This is a genomic window from Bacillus sp. LK2 (assembly GCF_001043575.1).
Taxonomy (GTDB): Bacteria; Bacillota; Bacilli; order Bacillales; family Bacillaceae_G; genus Bacillus_A; species Bacillus_A paramycoides.
Map to the genome: position 1 here is coordinate 78,869 of NZ_LDUK01000038.1, position 23,200 is coordinate 102,068.

Consider the following 23,200-nt stretch of genomic DNA (forward strand, 5'->3'; position numbering starts at 1 on the left):
ATATGACGGTGTATGAATAGTAGACATGTAGATGAATTATGAACCTTTGAGTAAACAGTGATTGTGCACCTTGCTGATGTAAAACAGAAAAAACCCCCTATAGAAAATTGATAGGGGGTAGGGAAAATGTTTAAGAGAAAGACTGATTTTGAGCTGGTTTAATAAATTGTTCAGGATTTTCAACAAGCCCGCACACAGCACATTGGACGCGGTAAGTTGGTCCTTGATAAGCCATATGAAAAGCATTCATCGTTTCATTTGTGTATTCTTCTTCTACTTGACCAGTTTGCGGATTTAATTTTACTGGTTTTACTTGTTGCTCAAGAATATTAAAGCGAGTTCGGTTCGTTTTACAGCTTGGACATAGCATTGGTTCCATATGTATACACCTCCATTTGTAGCATTTCTTAAATGGTATGAATTTATGCACATAGTTTTATGGTCATGTAGAAAAAACTTTCTCAATATAAATAGGTATATATTATATTTAAAATTCAGAAAAAATAAAATATAATAAATGTAAGAACTGGTTATGTCCAAACCAAATCTCCTGTTTTATGCCAATAAGCTGGGGGGCCGAGAAATCGGCCTCATTTTTTTGTGCTCGGCTTTATAAGGTACAAGGTTTTTAAAAACATTTGTCGAATTTTAAGAGGTGAAGGTAAAGGAGGAATAATGATGAACTTAAAAATGAAATACATTATTTTATATGTAGAAAAGTTTGAACAATGTCTTCAGTTTTATAAAGAAATTTTAAAATTACCGATAAGAGCTGAACACGGTACATATATCGAATTTGAAACAGGAGCAACAATTTTAGCGATAAATACACGTGAGGACGTTAAGGAGTTAACAGGACTACCTCTTACAGAAGGTGTACTACAATCTTCTCATTTTGAATTAGGGTTTATTGTAGAGGATGTAAAGGAAACGATTGAGCAATTAAAAGAACAAGGGGTTAAAGTTCTAGTCGAGCCAATTGTAAAACCGTGGGGACAAACAATAGCTTACATAGCCGATCCAGACGGTAATTATATTGAAATTTGTAGTTCATTAGAATAGAAGGAGAAAAAGAGGATGGAGTTTCCAAAATTAGAAACAGAGCGTTTACTATTAAGAGAACTTACACTGTTAGATGCAGAAACAATGTTCCATTATTTTTCAAAAGAATCCGTTATTCGTTATTTCGGAATGGACTCTTTTGAAAATATTGAGCAAGCGAAAACGACAATTCAAACGTTTAGAAAGCGTTATGAAGAAGGAAGTGTATTTCGCTGGGGAATAGAGAAGAAAGGCACGAATCAATTAATTGGTACGTGTGGGTTTCATTTAATTAACAATCATCATAAAAGAGCCGAAATTGGTTATGAGCTAGATGATACATATTGGGGGCAAGGATACGCAACAGAAGCACTACAAGCAATGCTAGATTACGGGTTTGAAAAGTTGAACTTTATAAGAATTGCAGCTGTCGTATATATAGAAAATGAAGCTTCCCGTAATTTATTAAAAAAAGCAGGGTTTCAAGAGGAAGGATTACTTCGAAAATATATGATTCAAAATGATGTTGCTCATGACACGGTCGTTTATTCATTATTAAAAGAAGATTGGCAAAAGTAATGAGCACAAGTAAAATAATGAAAGTTATTAAGGAACATAAAGATGAGCGGTTTATTTTAGGTATAGATGGTCTAAGTCGTTCGGGTAAAACAACATTGGTTAAAGAATTGGAAGAAGATATGAAGCAAAGTGGAATCCCGTTTCATATATTCCATATTGATGATCACATAACCGAGCGTAACAAGCGATATAATACTGGATTTGCAGAGTGGTATGAGTACTACAACCTTCAATGGGATATAGAGTGGTTGCAGCAAAACTTTTTTTTGAAGTTACAAAGCAATATACAAATAGAGTTGCCTTTCTATCATGATGAAACAGACTCATGTGAAATGAAAGAAATACAGCTTCCTTTAGTAGGTGTAATAATTGTTGAAGGTGTTTTTCTTCAGCGAAAAGAATGGAGAGAGTTCTTTCATTATATGGTGTATTTGGATTGTTCAAGAGAGACAAGGTTTCTTCGTGAGAGTGAGGCAACGCAGCAGAACCTTTCAAAGTTTCAAAGTAGGTATTGGAAAGCTGAGGAGTATTATTTGGAAAAGGAATCGCCAGAGAAGAGAGCTGATTTAGTTATACAATGATTAGAAAATAAAAGGGTGAATGAAATGAATATTTTGTGGGACTTTGATGGGACGTTATTTGATACGTATCCAGTATATACAAAGATCCTCTCTCAAGTTATAGGCAAGAAAGGAAGTGAAGAAGAAATCTATACAAAATTAAAAGTTTCTTTTTCTCACGCGATTGATTATTATAAAATCTCTGAAAAGCAAATAAGTGAAATAGATGTTTTAGAGAGTCAAATTATTATAGCGGATATAAAACCATTTGAAAAAGTGGAAGAAGTTTTAAAGTTTGCACATAAAAATGTAATTATGACTCATAAAGATAGAGCTGGTGTATTATCTATATTAAACCATTACGGCTGGGACAAATACTTCGCTGATATGGTTACAATTGACGATGGTTTTCCGCGAAAACCGAACTCTTTAGCTTATGATTATTTACATAAAAAGCACAATATTGATCTAGCAATTGGAGATAGAGAGTTAGATCTATTACCTGCAAAGGAATTAGGCATTTCAACATGTATGTTTCAAGGTAAATGTGATGTAGCGGACTATTTTTTATCTCATTACTCTGAGTTTTTTAAGGTAGTTATTGATAGAGATAGGGAGTTTTCATTATAGAGTATAGACTGTATCTTTTGTTTAAAAGGTACAGTCTGTATGCTTTAGAGTTATTGCTTCTTTATGAGACAATTATTTAAATTCTATACACTTCAATACGTTCTTTCCCCCATGTATCTTGCAAGTTATTAATATGTACTAATTGCCACGGATTAAAGAATGATTGTCCATCTTTATTAAAGAAATAGCCGTCACCTACATAATAAGAAGCATGTATTATATTGTTTCCTTCATTTCTCCATACAAGGATATCTTTAGGTTGTAAAAAATCTAATGACATTGATTTTAATCTATAATTTTTTACGTCTAAACCTTTTAGAAAACTATAATCATGGACCCATTTTGTGATAATCCATTGTACTTCGGAATGTTCGCTACGTATACTCGCTAAAGTTGATGCAAAACAGTTTGGTCCATTTGTAGTTGTAAAAGTATTAAAATATGGAGCGATATGTGGGAACTGTTCATTAAATGTTTTAATTTGATTTTCATTTAATGAATTTGAATAAATAAATTGTCTCGCTAATAGAAGTAGAAATTTATATTTAAATTCTTTATGTAAGTTATCCCATAGCGTTTTTTGCATACTTATATATTGCTTCGAATTGTGTTCAAATGAATAAAGAGATAAATATTGTAATATAGAATCTCTTATTGAAACAGAATGGATATCTTGTAGTGCAAGTTCAATAAAATCCCATTCATAAATTGAACCGCTATTAACTTCAAGTTGAATTTGAAATATAATTTGGCGTGTCTCATTGTCTAATTGTGTAATCACATTAGGATTTGCTACACAAATTAAATTAACGTCTTTATGGATATTCCATATTTGATAGCTATTTCTATTATCAATATTGTTGAAAATAGAATGATTGAAAAACTCCTGCTTAGTCATAAATAAAGTGTTAGAAGTAAAATACTTTACTATACATTCATTTTTAGCTGAAAAAAAGAATAAATCATATTCAGGTAGGAATTGTTCTATCCATTTATTTAGTATATCTGTTTCTATATGTATACTAGTCATTAAAAATCTCCTCTAGTTTGTATTCTATAATGGTAGTTTAAATGCCTTTTCAGTTTGAGGGAAAAAGGATATTAACTATTATTATATTTGAAAATATAGGAAATATTATTCATTATTTGTAAGGAATCATGATATTCTAATGGTAGATTTCTATAAAGTGAGTGATTATATGAGTATTTTCATTTTAGAAGATGATGTCATACAAGCGCAGCAAATGAAGCGGCTAGTTGAGGAGATTTGTGCAAAATATATGTTGCCTTTTGACTTTATTGAGGTAACTAGCAAAAGTGAAAACATTATTAATAACATTTCAAGGGCGACTTATGTCCCAATTTATTTTTTGGATATAGAGATAAAAAGAGAAGAGCGTAAAGGTTTACAAGTGGCACAAGAAATAAGAAAGTATGATACGCAAGGGATTATTGTGTTTGTAACGACGCATTCTGAATTTGCACCTATTTCATATCAATATATGGTATCAGCTTTAACTTTTATTGATAAAGGATTGCCATATGAAGAGCGATACAAAGTTTTTGAACAATGTTTGCTTCAATATGAGGCGCGCAATAAGACTGCTATTCCAAATGACGATTTTATCGTTGAAAATAATAATGCGACTGTGCGAGTACCATTTCAAGAAATCGAATATATTATGACCGATGAACCACATCGTTTAGCATTAGTTACGTTAGATTGTATCATTTATTTTTACGGGACATTAAAGGAGATTGAAATAATAGATGAACGTTTATTTCGTTGTCATCAATCATATATCGTGAATACGAAGCAAATGTCTTCTTACGATGCGAAGCAAAAAATGATGATTTTAAAAAGTGGGAAGAGTATTCCGGTATCACGTCGTTTAGTGAATAAAGTACGTAAAATGTTAAAGGGTGAGATGTAATGTATATTTATGATTTATTTGCACTGCTACTTACTAGTATGAGTCATACATTCTTATACATTCAATTAATCCGGTACAACAGATTATCTTATAGAATGTTAGCAGTTTTAAGTGCTGTATTTATTATTTTGCTTGCAATTGTCGTAACAGTAACAAGATATCCAGAGTTAAATAGTACAATTGTGTTATTTCTAATAAGTTTAGGATTAATGCAAAATGAATTGAAATTTAAGCATAATTTATATTTTGCACTAGTTAGTATGGTTGTTATTACATTGGTGAAAATGTTGTGTTTGGAATTAGGTATGAAGTTATTTATGTTAACACCATTTAATTTATATTTATGGACAGGGAGTATCATACATCTTTGCGTGTCGTTAATTACTTTTGTCGGTATTATAGTAGCTCGTAAACAAATTCAAAAGATTGCGCAGTATATTGTAGGAAGTCCGCTGTATTATATTAGTTATGTTTTGCTAATTATAGGGTTTATGATTGAATTAATTTTGACGAGTCCATCCAATGATTTTTTAGCAAATTTAAATCAACAATATGGTGAATTGAGTTTCATTTCAGCAATTATATTATTCTTAGTATTACTACTTATTGTATTACTGAGTTCGCATTTAGCGAAAGAAAAGTTACTAGAAGAACATGAAAAACGTTTAGATAAAGAGTTACTCGAATATGTGGAGAAATTAGAATCAATGCATGATGAACTGGCTAGTTTTCGCCATGATTATATAAATGTGTTACTTGCGTTAGAAGCTGGTATACGTACAAAAAATGTAAACGAAATCGAGCAAGTGTATTATGACGTAATTACTCCTACTTTAAAATTAATAAATGATCATGAACTCGATATTGCGAAACTATCTCGTATACATATTCCTGAAATGAGAAGCGTATTACGAGCGAAAGTTGGTACTGCCCAGCAACAACAAATAAAAGTAATGCTTGATATTCCGGGAAAAATAGCGACGGTTTCAATGCCTATAGTTCCTTTTATTCGTATTATTTCAGTTTTATTAGATAATGCGACTGAAGAAGCTTTACATAGTGAGGAAAAGGTAATGCAAATTGCCTTTTTTGAAATGGATGCAAAGCAATATTTTGTTGTACGAAATAGCTCTCATCATAAAGAGATTAATTTACAAAAAATTTATGAGAAAAACTATTCGAGTAAAGAAGGGGACAGAGGATATGGGTTATTCTCATTAAAACGTATTATAAATAAAACAAATAATGCAACGTTAGAAACAACGTATACGAGTCCTTATTTCACGCAAACTTTCATACAAAAAAAGATAACCATTTATGATGGAAATCAAACCGAATAAGAAATAACTACATACTTTCTTCACTCGTTTTTATACACTTCAAGTAAGAGGTGAAACGAGATGAATGGTCTTATTTTTACAGCGTTTATAAGTATCGGATTACCGCTTGTTGCACTTTTATATGCTTTTTGGAAGAAACGCTATATCCCGTATATGTTCGGAGTATTGGCTTTTGTTGTATCACAAGTTTTAATCCGAATACCATTACTGAACTATTTAAATGGAAATAGCACAGGTTTTCAAATGTTTAGTGTTATGCAGCCTATATTATTTGTTATTGTGCTTAGTTTATCAGCTGGTATTTTTGAAGAGACAGCTCGTTTTATCGCAATGCGTTATTTTATGAAACAACGAGATTGGCAGTCTGGTTTTTTATTCGGAGCAGGGCACGGCGGTATTGAGGCGGTGTTGATAGTTGGTATCCCGGTAATATCTCTATTATTGTCACAAACAGTCATTCAAAATGGTGACAGTTATTATATCGGCGGTATTGAGCGCATTTTTGCGATGGTATTACATGTTGGGCTTTCCTTCATTGTATTGCAAGCTGTTGTTCAAAAGAAATTTCGTTATGTTGTATATGCAATTTTCATCCATGGGACTGTAAATGCATTAGCTAGCATTATACCGCTATATGTATCAGGGAAAAGGGGGATAATTGCTGCAGAAGTTTCAATAGCAATTTGTGCTTTACTTGTATTTAGTTATAGTTTTCTTTTAAAAAGAAAGGGTGTATTAAAATGAAGAGAATGTTACTCATTATTATAAGTGCTATCACGGCCTTCGCACTTGCAGCATGTACGGGTAATAAAGTAGATGAAAGCACTTCAAAAAAATTTATTCCGAAAGCGGAAGAAATTGTAACGTTACTAAATGAAGCTAAGTATAAAGAAGTACATGAAAAATTTGATAGCAAGATGAAAACAACATTATCAGAGGAGAAAATGAAAGATCTTACTCCTGTAATTGAAAAAGCTGGTACATTCGAAAAGATCGAAAAAAAGTCGATTGAAGAAAAAGATGGTTTATATACTGTGGTTCTTGTAGCGAAATATAGTAAAGAACAACGTACCTTTATCGTAACTTATAATGATAAAGAAGAAATAGCAGGGTTGTATATTAAGTAGTAGTTGAATGACAGATAAAGTGATCGTACTTACTTTATCTGTTTTTTTGTTTTACTAATTTTTAGTTGTTCGTACTAATATTAACTTATATGTATAAAGGAGGGGGGTTACGTTGAATACCGAAATAGTTCCCAAAAAGAAGTACAGTATAATAAGCTATATATCTTTACTCATCGGCATTATGTGTTTTTTATTCGTTTTTATAACTCCAACGAGAATAGCGAATGCCGGAAATATAGTTGGAGATTATATAACGATTGCTCTTACAGGTGCAGGTATTATACTTTCAACAATTGGAATTACGAAGAAAACGGAGAAAAAGGTAATTCCTATAATTTCTTTAATACTGTCCTCATCATTTATTATATTTTGGATAATCGCAATTATTTTAGTATTGACTGGTCAAGTTAGCTTTGCACCGTAATGAGCAATAAAAAGAGTCCTTCATTATATAGAAGGACTCTTTTTATTCGGTATCTTCAGGTTGATATTCTAAAATATCCCCAGGTTGGCATTCTAATGCTTTACAAATAGCATCTAAAGTTGAAATTCTAATTGCTTTTGCTTTTCCATTTTTTAATATAGAAAGGTTAGCCATTGTAATTCCAACCTTCTCTGAAAGTTCAGTTACGCTCATTTTTCTTTTCGCCAGCATTACATCAATATTTACTATAATTGCCATGTTATTCACCTCAGACCGTTAAATCATTTTCTGATTTTATATCTATAGCATCTTTTAATAGCCTTTGGAGAACGGCAGCAAAGACTGCGATAACCATTGAAGCAAAGATTAGGAGCATTCCAAGTATAATAATACTCGGTGCGTCAGCTCTCTCCGCCACGAGATAGAAGAGTGGCATGCCTACCACATATAAAATACTGATTGTTACTGCGCAGTATTTGATCTTCTTTAAAGCTCTAACAGATAATTTCGAGAAAGCGTTATTTTTGTCAATGAAGCTTACAAGTTTTAAAGCTTGATACAGAGCTAAATAAAAAGGTATCACCGTTGCATACAGATTGATTAAAACAAGATATTTTATAGATGCAATATCGGGATACAATTCCGCTGCATAATTTCCTATTTTAGGAACTAAAAATATACATAAAGCAAGAACAGGGATTCCGATAAGAAAAATAGCGGTCTTTAAAAAAAGTGTTGATCCTTGTTTCATATAAAGCACCTCATTTAAATATTATCTATTTAATCTAACATGATATTTATCGTTTAACAATAAATCTTTATTTATTTTAATCGTGTCTATATTGTTAAGCAAATTTGAATTTAAATAAAGATAATCGTTCCCTCTTTCTGTAAATGATGTTATGTTAAAAGTAATAATCAATCCTGTCTTATAATAAAAGTGTTTAGAAAATCTATATTTTGCGTAATTTGAAGAGGTGTTAATGAAATGAAATCGTATACACAATTTGAACGAAGAAAATATATACTAGATGAGTTAGAAAAGTATAACCGAGTTATGGTAAATGATTTAGCGAAAGTATTAAATGTTACAACGGAAACGATACGAAGAGATTTAGATATGATGCATAAGGAAGGGACACTTACTAAAATACATGGTGGTGCACTTAAGAAAAAAGATCAAACACTAGAATTTCATTTTAATAAACGTCGATCTGAGAATATTGAAGAAAAACGAAAAATTGCAATGGAAGCAAGTAAACTCGTAGAAGATAATGATATTATCGCAATTGAAATTGGGACAACTACAATGCAAATTTTAGATTACATACACGATAAAAAGAATTTGACGATTTTAACAAACTCCATACCAGCTGTAAATAAAATTATTGAGCTTAAAGAACAATATGATTCCTTTGATTGTAGGTTAATAGTTATTGGTGGAATATTGAATTCAAATTCATTAGCACTGTCTGGAGAAATGACGTTAAACTATCTTGATCATTTCACTGTTAATAAATTATTTGCTTCGTGTGATGGAATTTCATTAGAAAAAGAACTGACATGTTCGTATATTGAAGATGCACAAATATATAAGCAGTTAAAGAACAATGCAAAGCAAGTTGTCATGATGGCTGACGAGTCAAAGTTTAATTTAACAAAGTTTTATAAAAGCGGGAATTTTAGTGATATAGATGCATTATATACAAATGCTAAGCTTGATGAAGCGTGGCAAAATGTGTTAACAAGTAATGGGGTTGAAGTAATAACAGTATAGCAAAACAAAAAGAAGACTATTTCTTAGTAAGTTGAGAAATAGTCTTCTTTTTTGTTTATATGTTGTTTTATTTTGTTTATATGTTGTTTTTACAATTAGTTAACAAATTAACAACATTGTGTTAATAATGTACTCGTACAATATGAATTAGGAGGTGGCAAGAATGCAAATAAAACTATCAAAAGCTGTGTTCTTTTTAATACCAGTTGGAATACCTCTAATATTGTTTTGGATTATTCCGAATTTCATTAGTTTAGGTATTAGTTTTACTGATTGGGATTTTATGACGAATGATTTTAACTTTGTTGGATTAGAAAACTATTTCAATTTGTTTACACAAGATTCTTTTATGCAAGCATTGTTAAATACGTTTTATTTCGGAATTGGAACAGTCATTCCGACAATTGCATTAGGTTTAGGATTCGCATTATTCTTCCGAAAAAAATTTAAAGGTTCCGCATTGTACCAATTAATGATTTTTTCACCTTGGGTAACGCCAACGATAGCTGTATCCATTGTGTGGTCACTCTTATATGAGCCTCAATTTGGAGTTATTAATAAAGTTCTAAACTTTTTCGGGATACCAGGTTTGGACTGGCTTCAAAGTAGTAAAACAGCGATGTTAGCAGTCATTATTGTGACAGTTTGGAAATTAGTTGGATGGACAATGATTTTTTATATCGGTGCATTAGAAAAAGTTCCGGATAGTTTATATGAAGCAGCTAGTATTGATGGAGCGAATTCGTGGCAGAAATTTCGATATGTAACACTACCGATGGTTTCATCAACAACTTTCTTCTTAGTTGTTGTCAATACAATTTCTGCGGTGCAAGCTTACGACCAAATTAAAATTTTAACGCAAGGTGGACCTAGTGGTTCGACGCGTACGTTACTATATTTATTCTTCCAACAAGGGTTTGAACAGTTTGATATGGGATCTGCAACAGCAATCGCATTTATCATCCTAATCATTACAATTCTACTATCTGTTATAAACAAAATAATAGGTGACAAGTGGGTGAATTATTAAGGTGAATAATATGAAAAAAGGTCCATTAATCGTAAAGCATCTCTTTCTAGCGTTATCAAGTATCCTATTTATTTTTCCGTTCATATGGATGGTACTTGGTTCGTTTAAAACATCCAGTGAAGTATTACAAGGAGGCTTTTGGCCTAAGGAATTTCATTGGGAAAATTATCGTCAAGTATTAGATATACTTCCATTTAACACGTATTTATTTAATAGTTTCTATACTTCTTTCCTTATTACTATATATGTACTTGTTTCGTCAGCGCTTTTTGCTTATATGTTGGCATTTTACAAGTTTAAAGGTAAAAATATTACGTTTAGTGTTGTGATGGCAACCTATATGATCCCTGGAGCTGTATCGTATGTTCCTGTATATGTAATGTTAGGGAAGTTTGGTCTACTTAATTCACATTTTGGATACATGATTTCTATGGCTGTTAGCGTATTCGGTATTTTCTATTTAAAACAATCATTCCATAAAGTTGGTTTTGAAATAGTAGAAGCAGCCAAAATTGATGGAGCAAGTGACTGGCGTATTCTTTGGAAGATTATTTTTCCAATGACACGATCATCATTTGTAACACTAGGATTGGTCACATTTATTGGTAATTATAATAATTACATTTGGCCAGCTCTTATTTTGAAAGATAATACGCAAAAGTTAATCACGAATGGAATTGCTGATTATTTCATTAATAGTTCTTTAGGACGAGATTGGTCACACATTATGGTTGCAAGTACAATCGCAACGGTGCCGCTCTTACTCGTATTTTTAATTCTACAAAAATGGTTCTTATCTGGTGTTACAGATTCAGGAATAAAGGGGTAATTAAATAGTAAAGGAGATATGTGGGATGAAAAAAATATTCATGCTTCTAACAGTTTTAACATTGTTTGTTAGTGCACTTGCGGGTTGTTCAGGCGGAAAAGGAAGTACTGTTAAAGCGAGTAAAGAAGGCGAGAAGGTTGTTGTTCCATTTATTAATGGAGTAGGTGGTTCCCTTGCAGATCGTGTAGACAAAATCGTGGAAGAATACAATAAAAGTCAGGACAAATATGTAGTGAAAACGACGAAAGCGGGCAACTACGATGAGTCTTATCAAAAGCTACAAAGTGGATTTGCAGCGAATAACCAAGAAGCAATCGCATTACTAGGTTCAGACGTCATTCAAGAGTATGTTAAAAAACAGTTAATTGTGCCTATAGATGAATATGTTAAAAATGATAATAATTTCAAAAAAGAAGATTACGGAAAAGGTTTTATGGAGCAAGCAACGATTGACGGGAAATTATATGGGATTCCGTTTTACGGTACAACACAAATCTTTTATTACAATAAAAAAGCGTTAGTGGAGAATGGATTTACAAAAGAGGATTTAAAGACGTGGGAAGGTGTTGAAAAGGTAGCAAAAACAGTCGCAAAACGTGGTGAGAATGGAAATGTTACATATGCTGGCTGGATGCCAATGTGGGGGACGTCAAACTTAATTGATGCGGTCCGCAGCGCTGGCGGCAGCGTATTAAGTGAAGATGGTAAAAAAGTATTAATTAACGATGATACTTGGGTTACGGTATGGGAGAAATTCCGTACATGGCTTCATGAAGATAAAATTATGAAAATACATTCAGGTGGTACTGGATGGGAATATTGGGATAAAACAGTAATCGATTTAGTAGAAGGTAGAACGCTAGGGTTTACAGGATCATCTGGTGACCAAGGATTTGTTTTTAAATCATTAGGTAAAGGAATGACGGAAGAAGAACGTTTAAACACATTTGAAGCATTACCACAACCAGCTTGGGATAATCATAAACCAGCACCAAAATTAGAAACATATTTATTCACATTAACGAGAAATATTGACCCAGAAGTAGCAAAAGGTGCATATGACTTTATGAAATTTGCGACAAGTACCGAGAAAACGGCTGAATGGTCAATGGCAACTGGCTATATCCCTGTTCGTAACAATGTAACAGAGTATGGTCCATATGCTGAATTTGTTAAAAAACAACCACAAGCATTAGTTCCGTTAGAACAAGCTAATAATTACGGAGTGGGACCATTTGTAGATCCAACGGGCGGGAAAATTAATGATGCCTTAAATGTAGCTAAAGATAAAGTAGAGATTGAAGGAGTTCCAGCAAAAAAAGCATTAGATGAAGCAGCTAAAGTTGCACAAGAAGAGTTAGATAAAGTTCTGAAAAAGAAGAAATAAACCTGTTTTGTATGACTAACGTGAGGTGCTTTTGAACGAAAGAAGTGCCTCTAACATTCTTTTATAAAAATATAAAAAAGGTGTGAGAACTATGGCTGAAATGAAAAGTACGATAACACTTTCTCCATTCGTAAAAAATAAACATTGTTTCCAAATGGATGAAACTGATATTACAAACTTTACATTAACAATTGATCAAGGGGATAGCCGGAAAATTCCTCTTTTACTAATCTTGAGAGATCCTAACGGTTATGTACGTATACAATATCAAACTCCAATTGTAAATGAAAAACTAGTCGTTTCGAAAGATTCAAAGTTTTGTTCCGCTGGTTGTATTGGAGGAGAAATACAGTCAGGTAATTGGGAATTAGAAGTCGTGTATATACCACATTGTGCAAAGAAAGTAGTAAAGTTTACCGGAGAAAAAGTTGACTATACAGTAAATATAGTAGTGAATGATCAGTTGGAACGAAAGTATAATAGAGAGCATTTTTGCAAGGGAAATGTTTTTATCGATGAAGATCGTTTTAATAAGGTAGTAAATGAAGAACATCGCTGGTACAAAGGGGATTTTCATGAACATACGGATTTAACAGATGGTGAGATAGATGATGAACTTGGAATGAAAGTATGTGAAAAACAAGAATTAGATTTTTTATATGTGACGGAGCACAATATTGTTATGCCATCTTATGAAAAAGGAAACACATTAATTATACCATCTATGGAACTTACAACTCCTTACGGTCATTACAACATATTCGGTATGAAGGAATACGTGGATTTTACAGAGTATGTAGACGAATCGTATAGCGCCGAAAAAATGAATGCACTATTTTCATTCATGAAAGAAAGAGGCTACTTAATGAGTGTGAACCATCCATTTATGAAGCCTTGGGCGAACCAAGTGAATATTAATTTAGAAAATGTTCATACGATGGAAATTATGTGTGATCCAACGTATAAAAAGAGTAAGTCGTCTACTTTAGAAGCTTTGCGTTGTTTCGATCAAATGTGGTCAAATGGTCTTAAAATCTGGGGGATAGGAGGAAGTGATTCTCATTTACATCCGTCTAAAACATTCCCAGGATCAAAAGACCCATCTATTTACGGTGATCCAGGAACATTTGTATTATGTAACGGTTTATCTATTAAAAACTTAAAAGAGGCGATCAAAAACGGGAAAATTTATTTCTCTCGATTTAGAAAACTAGCGATAGATATTCAAAACGAAGGTGAAACGATTTATGTCGGTGATGAGGCTAAAGGAAATATTATGTACAACATTCGTACAGATAAACCGTGTGAATGGAGACTACTTATAAATGGACAAATAATTGAAAAAGAATATGGTAGCGACGTAACCTTTGAATTCTCTTTAAATGAAGGGGCATATGCTAGAGTTGAGGGATGGGAAGAGGATGAATTAGTAGCGTTTATTAATCCTATTCATAATAAAGTTCAGTATAAAAATATGAAAACATGGAATGAAGTTTTAGGGGGAATAAAAGGTGAATAAAGCAATAATTTTTGATAAAGATGGAACATTAATACAATTAGATTCAGTTTGGTACAAAATTGTGCATCGTGTGTTAGATGATATATTTCAAATGTATCCAAATGAAAAGAGTAAACGAGATGACTACTTAACGATTATTGGTATGAATGATAACGATTTTGAGAGTACGAGTTTACTAGCTTGTCGCACAAATTACTTTATTGCGGCTGCTTGGTTTTCGTTGTTAGAAAATCAACATGTGAATGAAGAGAAGTTTATTCATGATGTATGTCTTTTATTCAAAAAATACTCTACTGCAGATGACTTAGTATTTACAGAAGTGGAAGGTGCAAAGGAAACGTTACGATATTTAAAAGACAATGAATATATTATTGGGGTTGTTACGGCAGACGATGTTGATGCAGCTATACATTCTTTGAAAATGACAGAGTTATATGATTATGTAGATTTTTTAGGTGCAGATGATGGTGTGAATAGAACAAAACCTGAAAGTGACTTTTATCATATGTTTAAAGAACAATTTTCACTAACTGAAGAAGACGTACTTATGGTAGGTGACACATTAACAGACGTAACATTTGCGAGAAATAGTAATATTAAAGTAGCGGGCGTCTTATCGGGTGCGAGCCGGAAGGAAGATTTAGAAGGGAAAGCGGATTATATTTTAAACAGTATGAAGGATATTTCGAAAATTTTATAATACATGTCATGAGTATTTTTAACAACATCTATAAAAATAGCTCAAATTCTAGGAGGATATTATGGCTCAACTATCATTCAAAAACATTTACAAAAAATATGATCATGATGTGACAATTGTAAAAGATTTTAACCTAGAAGTAAATGATGGAGAATTTATCGTTTTGGTTGGCCCTTCAGGTTGTGGGAAATCTACAACATTACGCATGATTGCAGGACTTGAGGAGATTTCAGAGGGTGACTTTTATATTGATGGAAAGCGTGTAAATGATATTACACCGAAAGATAGAGATATTGCAATGGTATTTCAAAACTATGCGCTTTATCCGCATATGAGTGTTTATGAAAACATGGCATTTGGATTAAAACTACGAAAATATAGTAAAGAAGAAATTGACCAACGTGTGCAACATGCAGCAAAAATTCTTGGGCTGGAGGAATATTTAAATCGGAAGCCAAAAGCACTTTCAGGTGGACAGCGTCAGCGTGTTGCCTTAGGCCGAGCGATTGTTCGAAATGCAAAAGTATTCTTAATGGACGAGCCTTTATCAAACTTAGATGCGAAGCTACGTGTTCAAATGCGTGCTGAAATTACAAAGTTACACCAAAAGTTGCAAACAACTACTGTGTATGTTACACATGATCAAATAGAAGCCATGACGATGGCAACTCGCCTTGTTGTACTAAAGGATGGCATTGTACAACAAGTCGGTACACCAAAAGAAGTGTACGAAAATCCAGAGAATGTATTTGTCGGCGGATTTATTGGCTCTCCTGGAATGAATTTTTTCAAAGGAGTATTAACAGAAAATGCAGTTATGATTGATAAGTGGAAAATTGAAGTGCCAGAAGAGAAGATGAAGAGTTTACGAAACAAGGGTTATACGAATAAAGAAATCATAATAGGGATACGCCCAGAAGACTTTTATTATGGAAAAGCAATCGCATCTTTACCATATAACGCAAAAGTAACGGTATCCATTGATGTAGCAGAATTAATGGGGGCAGAAACATATCTTTATTCTAATATGAATGGCCAATCCCTTGTTGCACGTGTGGACACTTCTATAGATGTACAAAGTCAATCAAATATAGAACTCGGTTTAAACATGGACAAAGTTCATTATTTCGATTCAGAAACTGAGAAGCGGATTGTTTTATAGAGTAATTAATAAAAACTCCCTGTATAATATAACAGTAAAAAGCCGATTATCCTTCAGAAAAAGGAAATAGGCTTTTTTTGTATGGAAAATGTTTTAGCTTGATGTGTAATTATATTACTAGATCGTTACTATTAAAGAGAATTTAATAAATGTACTGAATAGTATTCTTACATTAAAAGAATTTGTAATTGTATGTTCATCTTTCGTTCATAATTATTAGTTATTGTAAAAATAGTGCAAGGAGAAATTCATTGTTTATACAATGAATTTTTTTGGTTCCATTATACCTTCTATATAGCTACAATTCCCTGTAATACTTTTCATCATAATCGTTAGAGAGTATAAATTATTCTAATTTACTATTCACAATAGGAAAGATGTTTTCCATATGTAGTAAGAATAAATCAGAAGTATTTACTGAATAAAAAATTCACCAAAGAGGAGTTGAAATAAAATGAAATCATTGTATGGGAGATTTGTCATTATATCAGCCGTTATTATGGTGGTTAGTAGTATAGTGGCATTTCTACTTACAAATATATTTTACCATGTGTATTTAAAACCATATAACAGTGAAAAAATTCTAAATTACGCCCTATATATTGAACATTTATATGAGGAAGACAGTGAACTAAATAAAGAGACATATCTACAATCTATTTCCAATCTTGGTTTTGCAATCTATATGGTAGATGAAAAGAAACAAGGAAAACGATATGGAGAGGGCTTTAAAAAAATTAATATTAGTGACGAGGCCATAGATAATGTACTAAATGGTAATGTATATAACGGGATTGAGAACTATCCTAATCGATTGTTTTCCACTGGCTTTTTTGATAATACAGTAGCAAACAGTATTGGAATCCCTATTCATACCAATGGACAGCAATTTGCTCTATTTATTCGCCCGGATATTCAACAGCAATTTGGAGAGTTGCGAATTTTTTACGCGGTATTGTTAGGGCTAATTGTATTAATTAGCTTAACCTGTATAGCGATAGCTACTCGTTTCGTTGTTCGTCCGATTCAAAAATTTACACAAGCGACACAAGAAATCGCGAGTGGTAAGTATGATTTAGTATTACCAGAATACCGAAAAGATGAAATTGGAGTACTTGCAAAGAACTTTCGTAAGATGGCAAAAAGGTTGCAAAACTCAGAACAAATGCGTCAAGAATTCGTTTCGAATGTTTCACATGAATTTCAATCACCACTGTCATCTATTCAAGGGTTTTCTAAAACAGTAAAAACAGAGGATTTAACTGAATTAGAAAAACATCGTTACTTGAGTATCATTGAATCAGAAAGTAAACGTATGTCTAAAATGTGTAAACAACTATTAACACTAGCATCACTTGATCAAGAAGAACTAACTTTACGTAAAGAATTTTTCAATCTAGGAAAACAAATAAGAAGTATTATATTTATGTTTGAGTGGGAATGGCAAGAAAAAGATCTTGCAATTGAAACGGATATTCCTCATATCGAAATTTATGGGGATAAAAATCTACTTCATCAAGTGTGGACGAATGTATTTACTAACAGTATCAAATTTACAGAAAGCGGGGAAAGTATTTCGTTTGAAGCTGAAGAAAATGAATTAGAGTGGCGTATTGCTATTACTGATAGAGGATGTGGCATTCCTGAGGAAGAGATAAAAAGAATCTTTGATCGATTTTATAAAGTAGATTCAGCTAGAAATAGAAATATTAAAGGTAGCGGGTTAGGGTTATCCATTGTAAAAGAAATCATTGAACTTCATGAGGGTGCAATAACAGTGGAGAGCGAGATAGGGATTGGTACAACCTTCACTATTTATCTTCCAAAAAATAGAGAAGGAATGGAGTTAGCTGATTAATAACTAAAATATTTCTTTAGAACAAGTCTCTTTTCGTATATATAATTAAGGCTTTGTACTTATAAAAGTTGAAGTTTCGATTTAAAATTGTCTTTTGTAATATTCCATTCATAATCTGTTCATATTCCTTATTTATGATAAGTGTATAGTCAAAGTACAAAATAAGGAGGAAATAAGGAATGTTTTTAGCTCTTAAAGAATTAAAACAGTCGAAATTAAGGTACGGATTAATTGGTACAATCATGATTTTATTATCATTTCTTGTACTTATCATATCGGGGTTAGCGAATGGATTATCCAATGCGAATGCTTCTTCCATTCTTGAAATGAAAGCAGAGAAATTTGTAGTATCTGAAGATGCCGAAGGGAAATTACTACGGTCTCAAATCAAGAAAGAAGATGTAGATAATGTATTAGCACAAGTTAGTGAAAAAGAAGCGGTTCCAATGCATATTGCAATGTCTACATTTGAGAAAGAGGGAAGTTCGAAGAAGGTTGACATTGCCATCTTTACAAATAAACAAGATTCATTTATTACTCCAAAGGTTATTGAAGGAAAATCAAGTGACTTAGCAGACAATGAAATTATTATTGATCAATCAGCGAAAAATAAAGGGCTAGCATTAAATGATAAAATTGTAGATCCTATATCCAAAAAGGCATTTAAAGTAGTTGGATTTACAGAAAATGAAATGTTTAGTCATGCCCCAGTTGCCTATATGAATGAGAAAGTATGGGAAAGCATTGCACTTCCACATCAAAAAGAGTACAACGTTATTGCTTTAAATACTGATAAAGAAATTAATAATGCAAAAGTGGTTGATAAAAAAGAAGTATTACAAAGTATTCCTGGATATAAAGAAGAGCAAGCAACTTTAACAATGATTATTGCATTTTTACTTGTGATTACAGCGTTGTTAATTGGTGTATTCTTCTATGTTATTACTTTACAAAAAACGCAACAATTAGGTGTATTAAAAGCGATCGGGACGAAAAACTCTTATTTAGCTAATAGCTTAGTAGTACAAGCTGTATTCTTAACTGTTGTTGCATTAATAGTAGGTATTGGTTTAACACTCGCGGTACAAACTGTGTTCCCTGAAAGTATGCCGTTCTTGCTAACAACGACAATGATGGTGCAGTATTCTATTATCTTTATCGTAATTAGCGTGTTAGGGACATTGATTTCTCTATATCAAGTGTTGAAAGTAGATGCATTAGAAGCTATCGGAGGTGGGATGTAATGGTGACAGATTTAAAGTGGGAGACACCAGCATCATTATTAAAACTAGATAAAGTCAGTAAAGTGTATGGGGAAGGCGATACGGAAGTGACAGCTTTACATCCCATCACACTAGATGTAAAGGAAGGGGAATTCATTGGTATTGTTGGGCCATCTGGATCAGGTAAAAGTACATTACTTTCCATTGCGGGAGCACTTTTATCTCCTTCTAAAGGTAATATTTATGTATCTGGTCAAGATATAACTAGTTTATCGGAAAAAGAAATGACGGATGTTCGTTTGAAACGAATCGGATTTATCTTTCAGTTCGCAAACTTAGTGCCATTCTTAACAGTTAAAGAACAGCTTCTATATATCGCAAAATTAAAAGGCGAAAATAAAGCTGAAGCCGACACGTTTGCCACTGAATTACTAGAGACATTTGGATTAACACATCGAATTAACCATTATCCTAGACAACTTTCTGGTGGTGAAAAACAACGTGTAGCCATTGCTCGTGCTTTTATGAATGATCCAGATTTAATTTTAGCCGATGAGCCTACTGCTAGTTTAGACTCAAAACGTGCTAGAGAAGTTGTTGAAATGATGAAGCATGAAGTAAAGAAAAATAAAAAAGCAGCAATTATGATTACACACGATGAAAAAATGCTTGATGTATGTGACCGTATATTGACGCTTCGAGATGGAAAATTACTACGAAAAAATGAGATTTGAAAATAAGTAAGGATAAAAACTCTCTTGCAGAATTACATGTAAGAGAGTTTTTTTATCAAAATAAATTTGGTAATTATCATATCTAAAAACCAAACAACATAATGTAATGAGTTTTTTAACTCATAAATTGACCGAGGATTTTAAGATGAAAAATGATAAATACGGATCTAGAGCGAGGGATGGATATTATTGTGATACTTGTTGTGAATGTCATAAAATTTCATCATTTCAATGGCGAACTATAAAAATACTGAGAGAACATAATGTAGCATATAGAGTTGAATATTCGTTTCAAGACTTATATGGTGTAGGGCATAAGAAATTGTTGCGTTATGATTTTGCTGTTCTCGGTTCAGATAATAGCATTAAATGTCTTATTGAGTGTCAAGGTGAACAGCATTATAAGCCTGTAGCTGAGTTCGGTGGTGTTTCACAATATGAGTCTCAAGTAAAGAATGACGAATTAAAACGTGATTATGCCAAGTCACATAATATATCTTTATTCGAAATTCCGTATACTTGTGATACATACGAAAAGGAAATAGAATTTCTTAAAACTGCTGGAATTATTTAATCGCATATTTTCAGATATCGATTAATTTAACGGCACTTGTCGAGATGCCCTGAGCCAATGAGATAATGGTTGTTGGATATCGGATTAAGGGAGCATAAAATTCCAATTTATTGGTGAGCTTGATTTGAAAGTACATAAGGGGTAGTACCACACTGCCATCAACTTAAGAATTTTATAAGGCCCCAAAACAAAAAAATGTACATTTTCACCTGAAGATGTACATTTTTTCGTTTTGGGGTATTTGCTTTTCTTAGCTTGATGGTGATGGAGTGACAACTTTGTAATCTTCTTGTAAGGAAAATAGATATTTAGAATCTTCCGTTTATTATAGAGTGAAAGAGCACAAAGTCAATTTTACCCCGCATTAACGGGCAGTAAGACCCACACGGATTAAAGTTTCACTTTATTGTTGGTTTTTTGTCATTGGTAGAGATGATAGCTGTGTGGTTAGTATGAAATAGCAAGCAAACAACCAGCGATACAATATGAATAGAGGAGAGGAATGCCCTATGAAAACACGTAGTCAAATTACATTTGCAAGTCTTGCCCTTTTAATAGCTGGAAGTTCCCTGTTATACACAGCGCCAACTTCAATTGTAAAAGCAGAGCCCACCCAAAATGTATCTAGTTTGTCACACACAAGCACTCAACGAGATCGTAATTCCGTCAAGCAAGCAATGCGGGATACATTGCAACTTGGATTCCCGGGGATACTTGCTAAAACTTCTGAGGGTGGAAAAACGTGGGGTTATGCCGCTGGGGTAGCGAATCTGAGCACCAAGAAACCAATGGAAACAGATTTTCGCTTTCGTATTGGCAGCGTGACGAAGACATTCACCGCAACGGTTGTACTTCAATTAGCTGGGGAGAACCGCCTGAATCTAGACGACTCCATCGAAAAATGGTTGCCTGGTGTCATTCAAGGAAACGGTTATGATGGTAAACAGATTACTATCCGGCAGATATTGAACCATACAAGTGGTATCGCTGACTACTTAAATTCAAAAGACGTTGATCTGATGAATACAAAAAAAACATATGCCGCTGAAGAAATAGTGAAGATTGGGCTTTCTCTGCCTCCAGACTTCGCCCCTGGAAAGGGCTGGTCTTATTCAAACACAGGAAACGTATTACTGGGTATCCTTATTGAAAAAGTAACCGGAAACAGCTATGCGGAAGAGATTGAAAATCGGATTGTTGAACCGCTTGAGTTGTCGAATACATTCCTACCTGGCAATTCAAGCGTTATTCCAGGCACCAAGCATGCCCGTGGATATGTCCAACCAGACGGAGCAAGTGAGCTAAAAGACGTTACTTATTATAACCCAAGTATAGCTAGCTCGGCTGGAGAGATGATTTCTACTGCTGACGACTTAAACAAATTCTTTTCTTCCTTGCTCGGTGGCAAATTACTGAAGGAACAGCAACTAAAACAAATGCTTACTACAGTTCCTACAGGATATGATGAAATCAGCGGATATGGACTTGGAATCTATGAAACTAAGCTTCCAAACGGCGTCTCGATATGGGGACACACAGGTAGCATTCCAGGGTTTGTTACTCTTGTTGGTGGTACACTTGGGGGCAAGCATACGTTGACCATCAATTTTAACAGTACGGATAGAGCTAACAGTCCTGATCCTTTTAAAAATATTTTACTTGCTGAATTTAGCAAGTAAGCAAAAAGGAAAACAGGATAAATTTTGTCATAGTTTTTATAGGGGTCTCGCCACATCGCTATCAAGCTAAGGTTTTGAAGTACCCCTAAACGAAAAATTTCTTTCTCTACAGGTAGTTATTTTGAGAAGTCAGCTCATTTTTTTCGTTTTGGGGCGTTTATTTTTTTTAAGTTGATGGGCATGGGGTAGAGTCAGGAAAATGCGGATTTACAACGCTAAGGAAATGTCACTTATTAAAAAAGCCGATTTCCATCTCAAGGAATCGACTTTTTTAGTTATTCTTAATGAACTAACGCATGCGTTAGTTGCATAAGTAAGAGGTTTGAAAAAATAGCCTGTATATATTTGAACGATGAATAACTTACCTATTTTCTTGTGTTTGTTTGCACCATATACAGAAAATTGGGAAAAACATAACATGTTATTTATCTGTTTGTTTTTGCTTCTTTTTCAAATACTCCGCACGCAATTTTTCAAGTTGCTGCTTTTTATCAAATTTGGCAGGCGTCTGTTTTTCATGAAACTTCGTCACAGCTACCTGACCTTTGTAATCCAATTGATATTTTCCCACTTTGTTCACCTACTTTTCTTGTCTTTAAAGAGAATCTAGTCTACAAATATAATATACCTTATTTTACTGAAGTAAACCTTATTATTTTATTAGTTGCAAAGTCTTTTTACTACTTGTTTAAAAAAATCTACATCCCCAATATTTTTCTCCCCAAAATCACCCCTTGTTATTAATTTTTTTACTTATATCTATCTTAATCCAAATATTTTCTACTTAAACTAACCTGCCCCGTTAGTTTAAGTAGGAAACTTCACAATCTCAATAGAGTAAAGCTGGTACATAATCAAATCACCTTTAAATTAGACTTCATAATGTCTCATAAGACTTGTATCCAAATGCTTATCGTTGTAAATGCACATTTTCCTGACTCTACCCCATCGCTATCAAGCTTAGAAATACAAATACCTCCAAAACAAAAAAATAAGCTTTTTTGTTACAAGTTAGTACAAAATTTCGTTCTGAGGGTACTATAAATTTTTAGCTTGATGGCGATGTGGGGGTACCCCACACCCATCAACTTAA

26 protein-coding genes are annotated in these 23,200 nt (G+C 33.1%); 21 read left to right on the plus strand and 5 right to left on the minus strand.

Annotated elements, in window-relative coordinates; translation table 11 throughout:
• Nucleotides 1-130: 130 nt before the first annotated feature.
• Nucleotides 131-379, minus strand: coding sequence for a hypothetical protein (locus VK90_RS20260; RefSeq protein ID WP_000433610.1), 249 nt, complete (start codon nt 377-379; stop codon nt 131-133).
• A gap of 299 nt (nt 380-678) precedes the next feature.
• Between VK90_RS20260 and VK90_RS20265 the strand changes: the two genes are divergently transcribed.
• The 4 genes from VK90_RS20265 to VK90_RS20280 are packed head-to-tail and all read left to right on the plus strand — an operon-like array spanning nt 679 to nt 2,810.
• Nucleotides 679-1,062 carry a VOC family protein gene (locus tag VK90_RS20265; RefSeq protein WP_048374771.1) on the plus strand — a complete coding sequence of 128 codons (384 nt, stop codon included), beginning with the start codon at nt 679-681 and terminating at the stop codon, nt 1,060-1,062.
• Nucleotides 1,063-1,077: 15 nt separating this feature from the next.
• A complete protein-coding gene (locus VK90_RS20270) occupies nt 1,078-1,620 on the plus strand; it encodes a GNAT family N-acetyltransferase (protein ID WP_048374773.1) in 543 nt (180 codons plus the stop codon).
• The gene (locus tag VK90_RS20275) at nt 1,620-2,201 is read left to right on the plus strand and encodes a kinase (protein ID WP_048374774.1); all 582 of its coding nucleotides are present in this window, start codon (nt 1,620-1,622) and stop codon (nt 2,199-2,201) included. Before VK90_RS20270 ends, VK90_RS20275 begins: the two co-directional genes overlap by 1 nt.
• Nucleotides 2,202-2,225: 24 nt before the next feature.
• Nucleotides 2,226-2,810, plus strand: a complete 585-nt coding sequence (locus VK90_RS20280; protein ID WP_048374777.1) for an HAD-IA family hydrolase — start codon at nt 2,226-2,228, stop codon at nt 2,808-2,810.
• Nucleotides 2,811-2,886: 76 nt separating this feature from the next.
• On the opposite strand, the gene VK90_RS20285 is transcribed toward VK90_RS20280, so the two are convergent.
• Nucleotides 2,887-3,840, minus strand: coding sequence for a hypothetical protein (locus tag VK90_RS20285; RefSeq protein ID WP_048374778.1), 954 nt, complete (start codon nt 3,838-3,840; stop codon nt 2,887-2,889).
• Between the two features lie 169 nt (nt 3,841-4,009).
• Here VK90_RS20285 and VK90_RS20290 point away from each other — a divergent pair, with 169 nt between their 5' ends.
• The 5 genes from VK90_RS20290 (at nt 4,010) to VK90_RS20310 (ending at nt 7,635) form a co-directional block, all read left to right on the plus strand.
• A complete protein-coding gene (locus VK90_RS20290) occupies nt 4,010-4,744 on the plus strand; it encodes a LytR/AlgR family response regulator transcription factor (protein ID WP_048374781.1) in 735 nt (244 codons plus the stop codon).
• Entirely contained in the window at nt 4,744-6,084 is a 1,341-nt protein-coding gene (locus VK90_RS20295; protein WP_048374783.1) for a GHKL domain-containing protein, read from the plus strand. Before VK90_RS20290 ends, VK90_RS20295 begins: the two co-directional genes overlap by 1 nt.
• A gap of 60 nt (nt 6,085-6,144) precedes the next feature.
• A complete protein-coding gene (locus VK90_RS20300; protein ID WP_025147903.1) occupies nt 6,145-6,828 on the plus strand; it encodes a YhfC family intramembrane metalloprotease in 684 nt (227 codons plus the stop codon).
• The gene (locus tag VK90_RS20305; RefSeq protein WP_048374784.1) at nt 6,825-7,211 is read left to right on the plus strand and encodes a DUF3887 domain-containing protein; all 387 of its coding nucleotides are present in this window, start codon (nt 6,825-6,827) and stop codon (nt 7,209-7,211) included. The genes VK90_RS20300 and VK90_RS20305 overlap by 4 nt, the downstream gene beginning before the upstream one ends.
• Nucleotides 7,212-7,323: 112 nt before the next feature.
• On the plus strand, nt 7,324-7,635 hold the full coding sequence (locus VK90_RS20310; protein ID WP_048374786.1) for a hypothetical protein: 312 nt from the start codon (nt 7,324-7,326) through the stop codon (nt 7,633-7,635).
• Nucleotides 7,636-7,677: 42 nt separating this feature from the next.
• Here VK90_RS20310 and VK90_RS20315 read toward each other — a convergent pair whose 3' ends face one another.
• Together VK90_RS20315 and VK90_RS20320 are read right to left on the minus strand one after the other, a co-directional pair.
• On the minus strand, nt 7,678-7,893 hold the full coding sequence (locus VK90_RS20315; protein WP_048374789.1) for a helix-turn-helix domain-containing protein: 216 nt from the start codon (nt 7,891-7,893) through the stop codon (nt 7,678-7,680).
• A gap of 10 nt (nt 7,894-7,903) precedes the next feature.
• On the minus strand, nt 7,904-8,386 hold the full coding sequence (locus tag VK90_RS20320) for a DUF2975 domain-containing protein (protein ID WP_048374791.1): 483 nt from the start codon (nt 8,384-8,386) through the stop codon (nt 7,904-7,906).
• Between the two features lie 237 nt (nt 8,387-8,623).
• Here VK90_RS20320 and VK90_RS20325 point away from each other — a divergent pair, with 237 nt between their 5' ends.
• From VK90_RS20325 to VK90_RS20380, 12 genes are all read left to right on the plus strand, one after another.
• The gene (locus VK90_RS20325; RefSeq protein ID WP_025147906.1) at nt 8,624-9,412 is read left to right on the plus strand and encodes a DeoR/GlpR family DNA-binding transcription regulator; all 789 of its coding nucleotides are present in this window, start codon (nt 8,624-8,626) and stop codon (nt 9,410-9,412) included.
• 163 nt (nt 9,413-9,575) lie between these two features.
• Complete coding sequence (locus VK90_RS20330; protein WP_025147907.1) at nt 9,576-10,442, plus strand: carbohydrate ABC transporter permease; 867 nt, start codon at nt 9,576-9,578, stop codon at nt 10,440-10,442.
• A gap of 10 nt (nt 10,443-10,452) precedes the next feature.
• Nucleotides 10,453-11,271, plus strand: coding sequence for a carbohydrate ABC transporter permease (locus VK90_RS20335; protein ID WP_002172478.1), 819 nt, complete (start codon nt 10,453-10,455; stop codon nt 11,269-11,271).
• Nucleotides 11,272-11,296: 25 nt separating this feature from the next.
• A complete protein-coding gene (locus VK90_RS20340; RefSeq protein WP_048374794.1) occupies nt 11,297-12,658 on the plus strand; it encodes an extracellular solute-binding protein in 1,362 nt (453 codons plus the stop codon).
• A gap of 91 nt (nt 12,659-12,749) precedes the next feature.
• Nucleotides 12,750-14,177: a CehA/McbA family metallohydrolase gene (locus tag VK90_RS20345; RefSeq protein ID WP_048374796.1), complete on the plus strand. Its 1,428-nt coding sequence runs from the start codon at nt 12,750-12,752 to the stop codon at nt 14,175-14,177.
• Nucleotides 14,170-14,877 carry an HAD family hydrolase gene (locus tag VK90_RS20350; RefSeq protein WP_048374798.1) on the plus strand — a complete coding sequence of 236 codons (708 nt, stop codon included), beginning with the start codon at nt 14,170-14,172 and terminating at the stop codon, nt 14,875-14,877. The genes VK90_RS20345 and VK90_RS20350 overlap by 8 nt, the downstream gene beginning before the upstream one ends.
• A gap of 61 nt (nt 14,878-14,938) precedes the next feature.
• The gene (locus VK90_RS20355; RefSeq protein WP_048374800.1) at nt 14,939-16,039 is read left to right on the plus strand and encodes an ABC transporter ATP-binding protein; all 1,101 of its coding nucleotides are present in this window, start codon (nt 14,939-14,941) and stop codon (nt 16,037-16,039) included.
• 454 nt (nt 16,040-16,493) lie between these two features.
• Nucleotides 16,494-17,897, plus strand: a complete 1,404-nt coding sequence (locus tag VK90_RS20360) for a sensor histidine kinase (protein WP_025147913.1) — start codon at nt 16,494-16,496, stop codon at nt 17,895-17,897.
• 179 nt (nt 17,898-18,076) lie between these two features.
• On the plus strand, nt 18,077-19,141 hold the full coding sequence (locus tag VK90_RS20365; RefSeq protein WP_048374801.1) for an ABC transporter permease: 1,065 nt from the start codon (nt 18,077-18,079) through the stop codon (nt 19,139-19,141).
• Complete coding sequence (locus VK90_RS20370; RefSeq protein ID WP_025147915.1) at nt 19,141-19,854, plus strand: ABC transporter ATP-binding protein; 714 nt, start codon at nt 19,141-19,143, stop codon at nt 19,852-19,854. Before VK90_RS20365 ends, VK90_RS20370 begins: the two co-directional genes overlap by 1 nt.
• Before the next feature lie 145 nt (nt 19,855-19,999).
• Nucleotides 20,000-20,428: a hypothetical protein gene (locus VK90_RS20375; RefSeq protein WP_231595915.1), complete on the plus strand. Its 429-nt coding sequence runs from the start codon at nt 20,000-20,002 to the stop codon at nt 20,426-20,428.
• A gap of 509 nt (nt 20,429-20,937) precedes the next feature.
• Nucleotides 20,938-22,107: a serine hydrolase domain-containing protein gene (locus VK90_RS20380; RefSeq protein ID WP_048374803.1), complete on the plus strand. Its 1,170-nt coding sequence runs from the start codon at nt 20,938-20,940 to the stop codon at nt 22,105-22,107.
• A 421-nt stretch (nt 22,108-22,528) separates the two neighbouring features.
• On the opposite strand, the gene VK90_RS30315 is transcribed toward VK90_RS20380, so the two are convergent.
• Nucleotides 22,529-22,678, minus strand: a complete 150-nt coding sequence (locus VK90_RS30315) for a hypothetical protein (RefSeq protein ID WP_002174157.1) — start codon at nt 22,676-22,678, stop codon at nt 22,529-22,531.
• Nucleotides 22,679-23,200: the final 522 nt, after the last annotated feature.

Coding starts and splice junctions, on each gene's coding strand:
- VK90_RS20375 (WP_231595915.1), top strand. CDS start 20,000: ATGAAAAATGATAAATACGGATCTAGAGCGAGGGATGGATATTATTGT.
- VK90_RS20360 (WP_025147913.1), top strand. CDS start 16,494: ATGAAATCATTGTATGGGAGATTTGTCATTATATCAGCCGTTATTATG.
- VK90_RS20320 (WP_048374791.1), bottom strand. CDS start 8,386: ATGAAACAAGGATCAACACTTTTTTTAAAGACCGCTATTTTTCTTATC.
- VK90_RS20305 (WP_048374784.1), top strand. CDS start 6,825: ATGAAGAGAATGTTACTCATTATTATAAGTGCTATCACGGCCTTCGCA.
- VK90_RS20345 (WP_048374796.1), top strand. CDS start 12,750: ATGGCTGAAATGAAAAGTACGATAACACTTTCTCCATTCGTAAAAAAT.
- VK90_RS20275 (WP_048374774.1), top strand. CDS start 1,620: ATGAGCACAAGTAAAATAATGAAAGTTATTAAGGAACATAAAGATGAG.
- VK90_RS20335 (WP_002172478.1), top strand. CDS start 10,453: ATGAAAAAAGGTCCATTAATCGTAAAGCATCTCTTTCTAGCGTTATCA.
- VK90_RS20300 (WP_025147903.1), top strand. CDS start 6,145: ATGAATGGTCTTATTTTTACAGCGTTTATAAGTATCGGATTACCGCTT.
- VK90_RS20365 (WP_048374801.1), top strand. CDS start 18,077: ATGTTTTTAGCTCTTAAAGAATTAAAACAGTCGAAATTAAGGTACGGA.
- VK90_RS20285 (WP_048374778.1), bottom strand. CDS start 3,840: ATGACTAGTATACATATAGAAACAGATATACTAAATAAATGGATAGAA.
- VK90_RS20270 (WP_048374773.1), top strand. CDS start 1,078: ATGGAGTTTCCAAAATTAGAAACAGAGCGTTTACTATTAAGAGAACTT.
- VK90_RS20265 (WP_048374771.1), top strand. CDS start 679: ATGAACTTAAAAATGAAATACATTATTTTATATGTAGAAAAGTTTGAA.
- VK90_RS20370 (WP_025147915.1), top strand. CDS start 19,141: ATGGTGACAGATTTAAAGTGGGAGACACCAGCATCATTATTAAAACTA.
- VK90_RS20325 (WP_025147906.1), top strand. CDS start 8,624: ATGAAATCGTATACACAATTTGAACGAAGAAAATATATACTAGATGAG.
- VK90_RS20315 (WP_048374789.1), bottom strand. CDS start 7,893: ATGGCAATTATAGTAAATATTGATGTAATGCTGGCGAAAAGAAAAATG.
- VK90_RS20260 (WP_000433610.1), bottom strand. CDS start 379: ATGGAACCAATGCTATGTCCAAGCTGTAAAACGAACCGAACTCGCTTT.
- VK90_RS20280 (WP_048374777.1), top strand. CDS start 2,226: ATGAATATTTTGTGGGACTTTGATGGGACGTTATTTGATACGTATCCA.
- VK90_RS20295 (WP_048374783.1), top strand. CDS start 4,744: ATGTATATTTATGATTTATTTGCACTGCTACTTACTAGTATGAGTCAT.
- VK90_RS20355 (WP_048374800.1), top strand. CDS start 14,939: ATGGCTCAACTATCATTCAAAAACATTTACAAAAAATATGATCATGAT.
- VK90_RS20380 (WP_048374803.1), top strand. CDS start 20,938: ATGAAAACACGTAGTCAAATTACATTTGCAAGTCTTGCCCTTTTAATA.
- VK90_RS20290 (WP_048374781.1), top strand. CDS start 4,010: ATGAGTATTTTCATTTTAGAAGATGATGTCATACAAGCGCAGCAAATG.
- VK90_RS20330 (WP_025147907.1), top strand. CDS start 9,576: ATGCAAATAAAACTATCAAAAGCTGTGTTCTTTTTAATACCAGTTGGA.
- VK90_RS20340 (WP_048374794.1), top strand. CDS start 11,297: ATGAAAAAAATATTCATGCTTCTAACAGTTTTAACATTGTTTGTTAGT.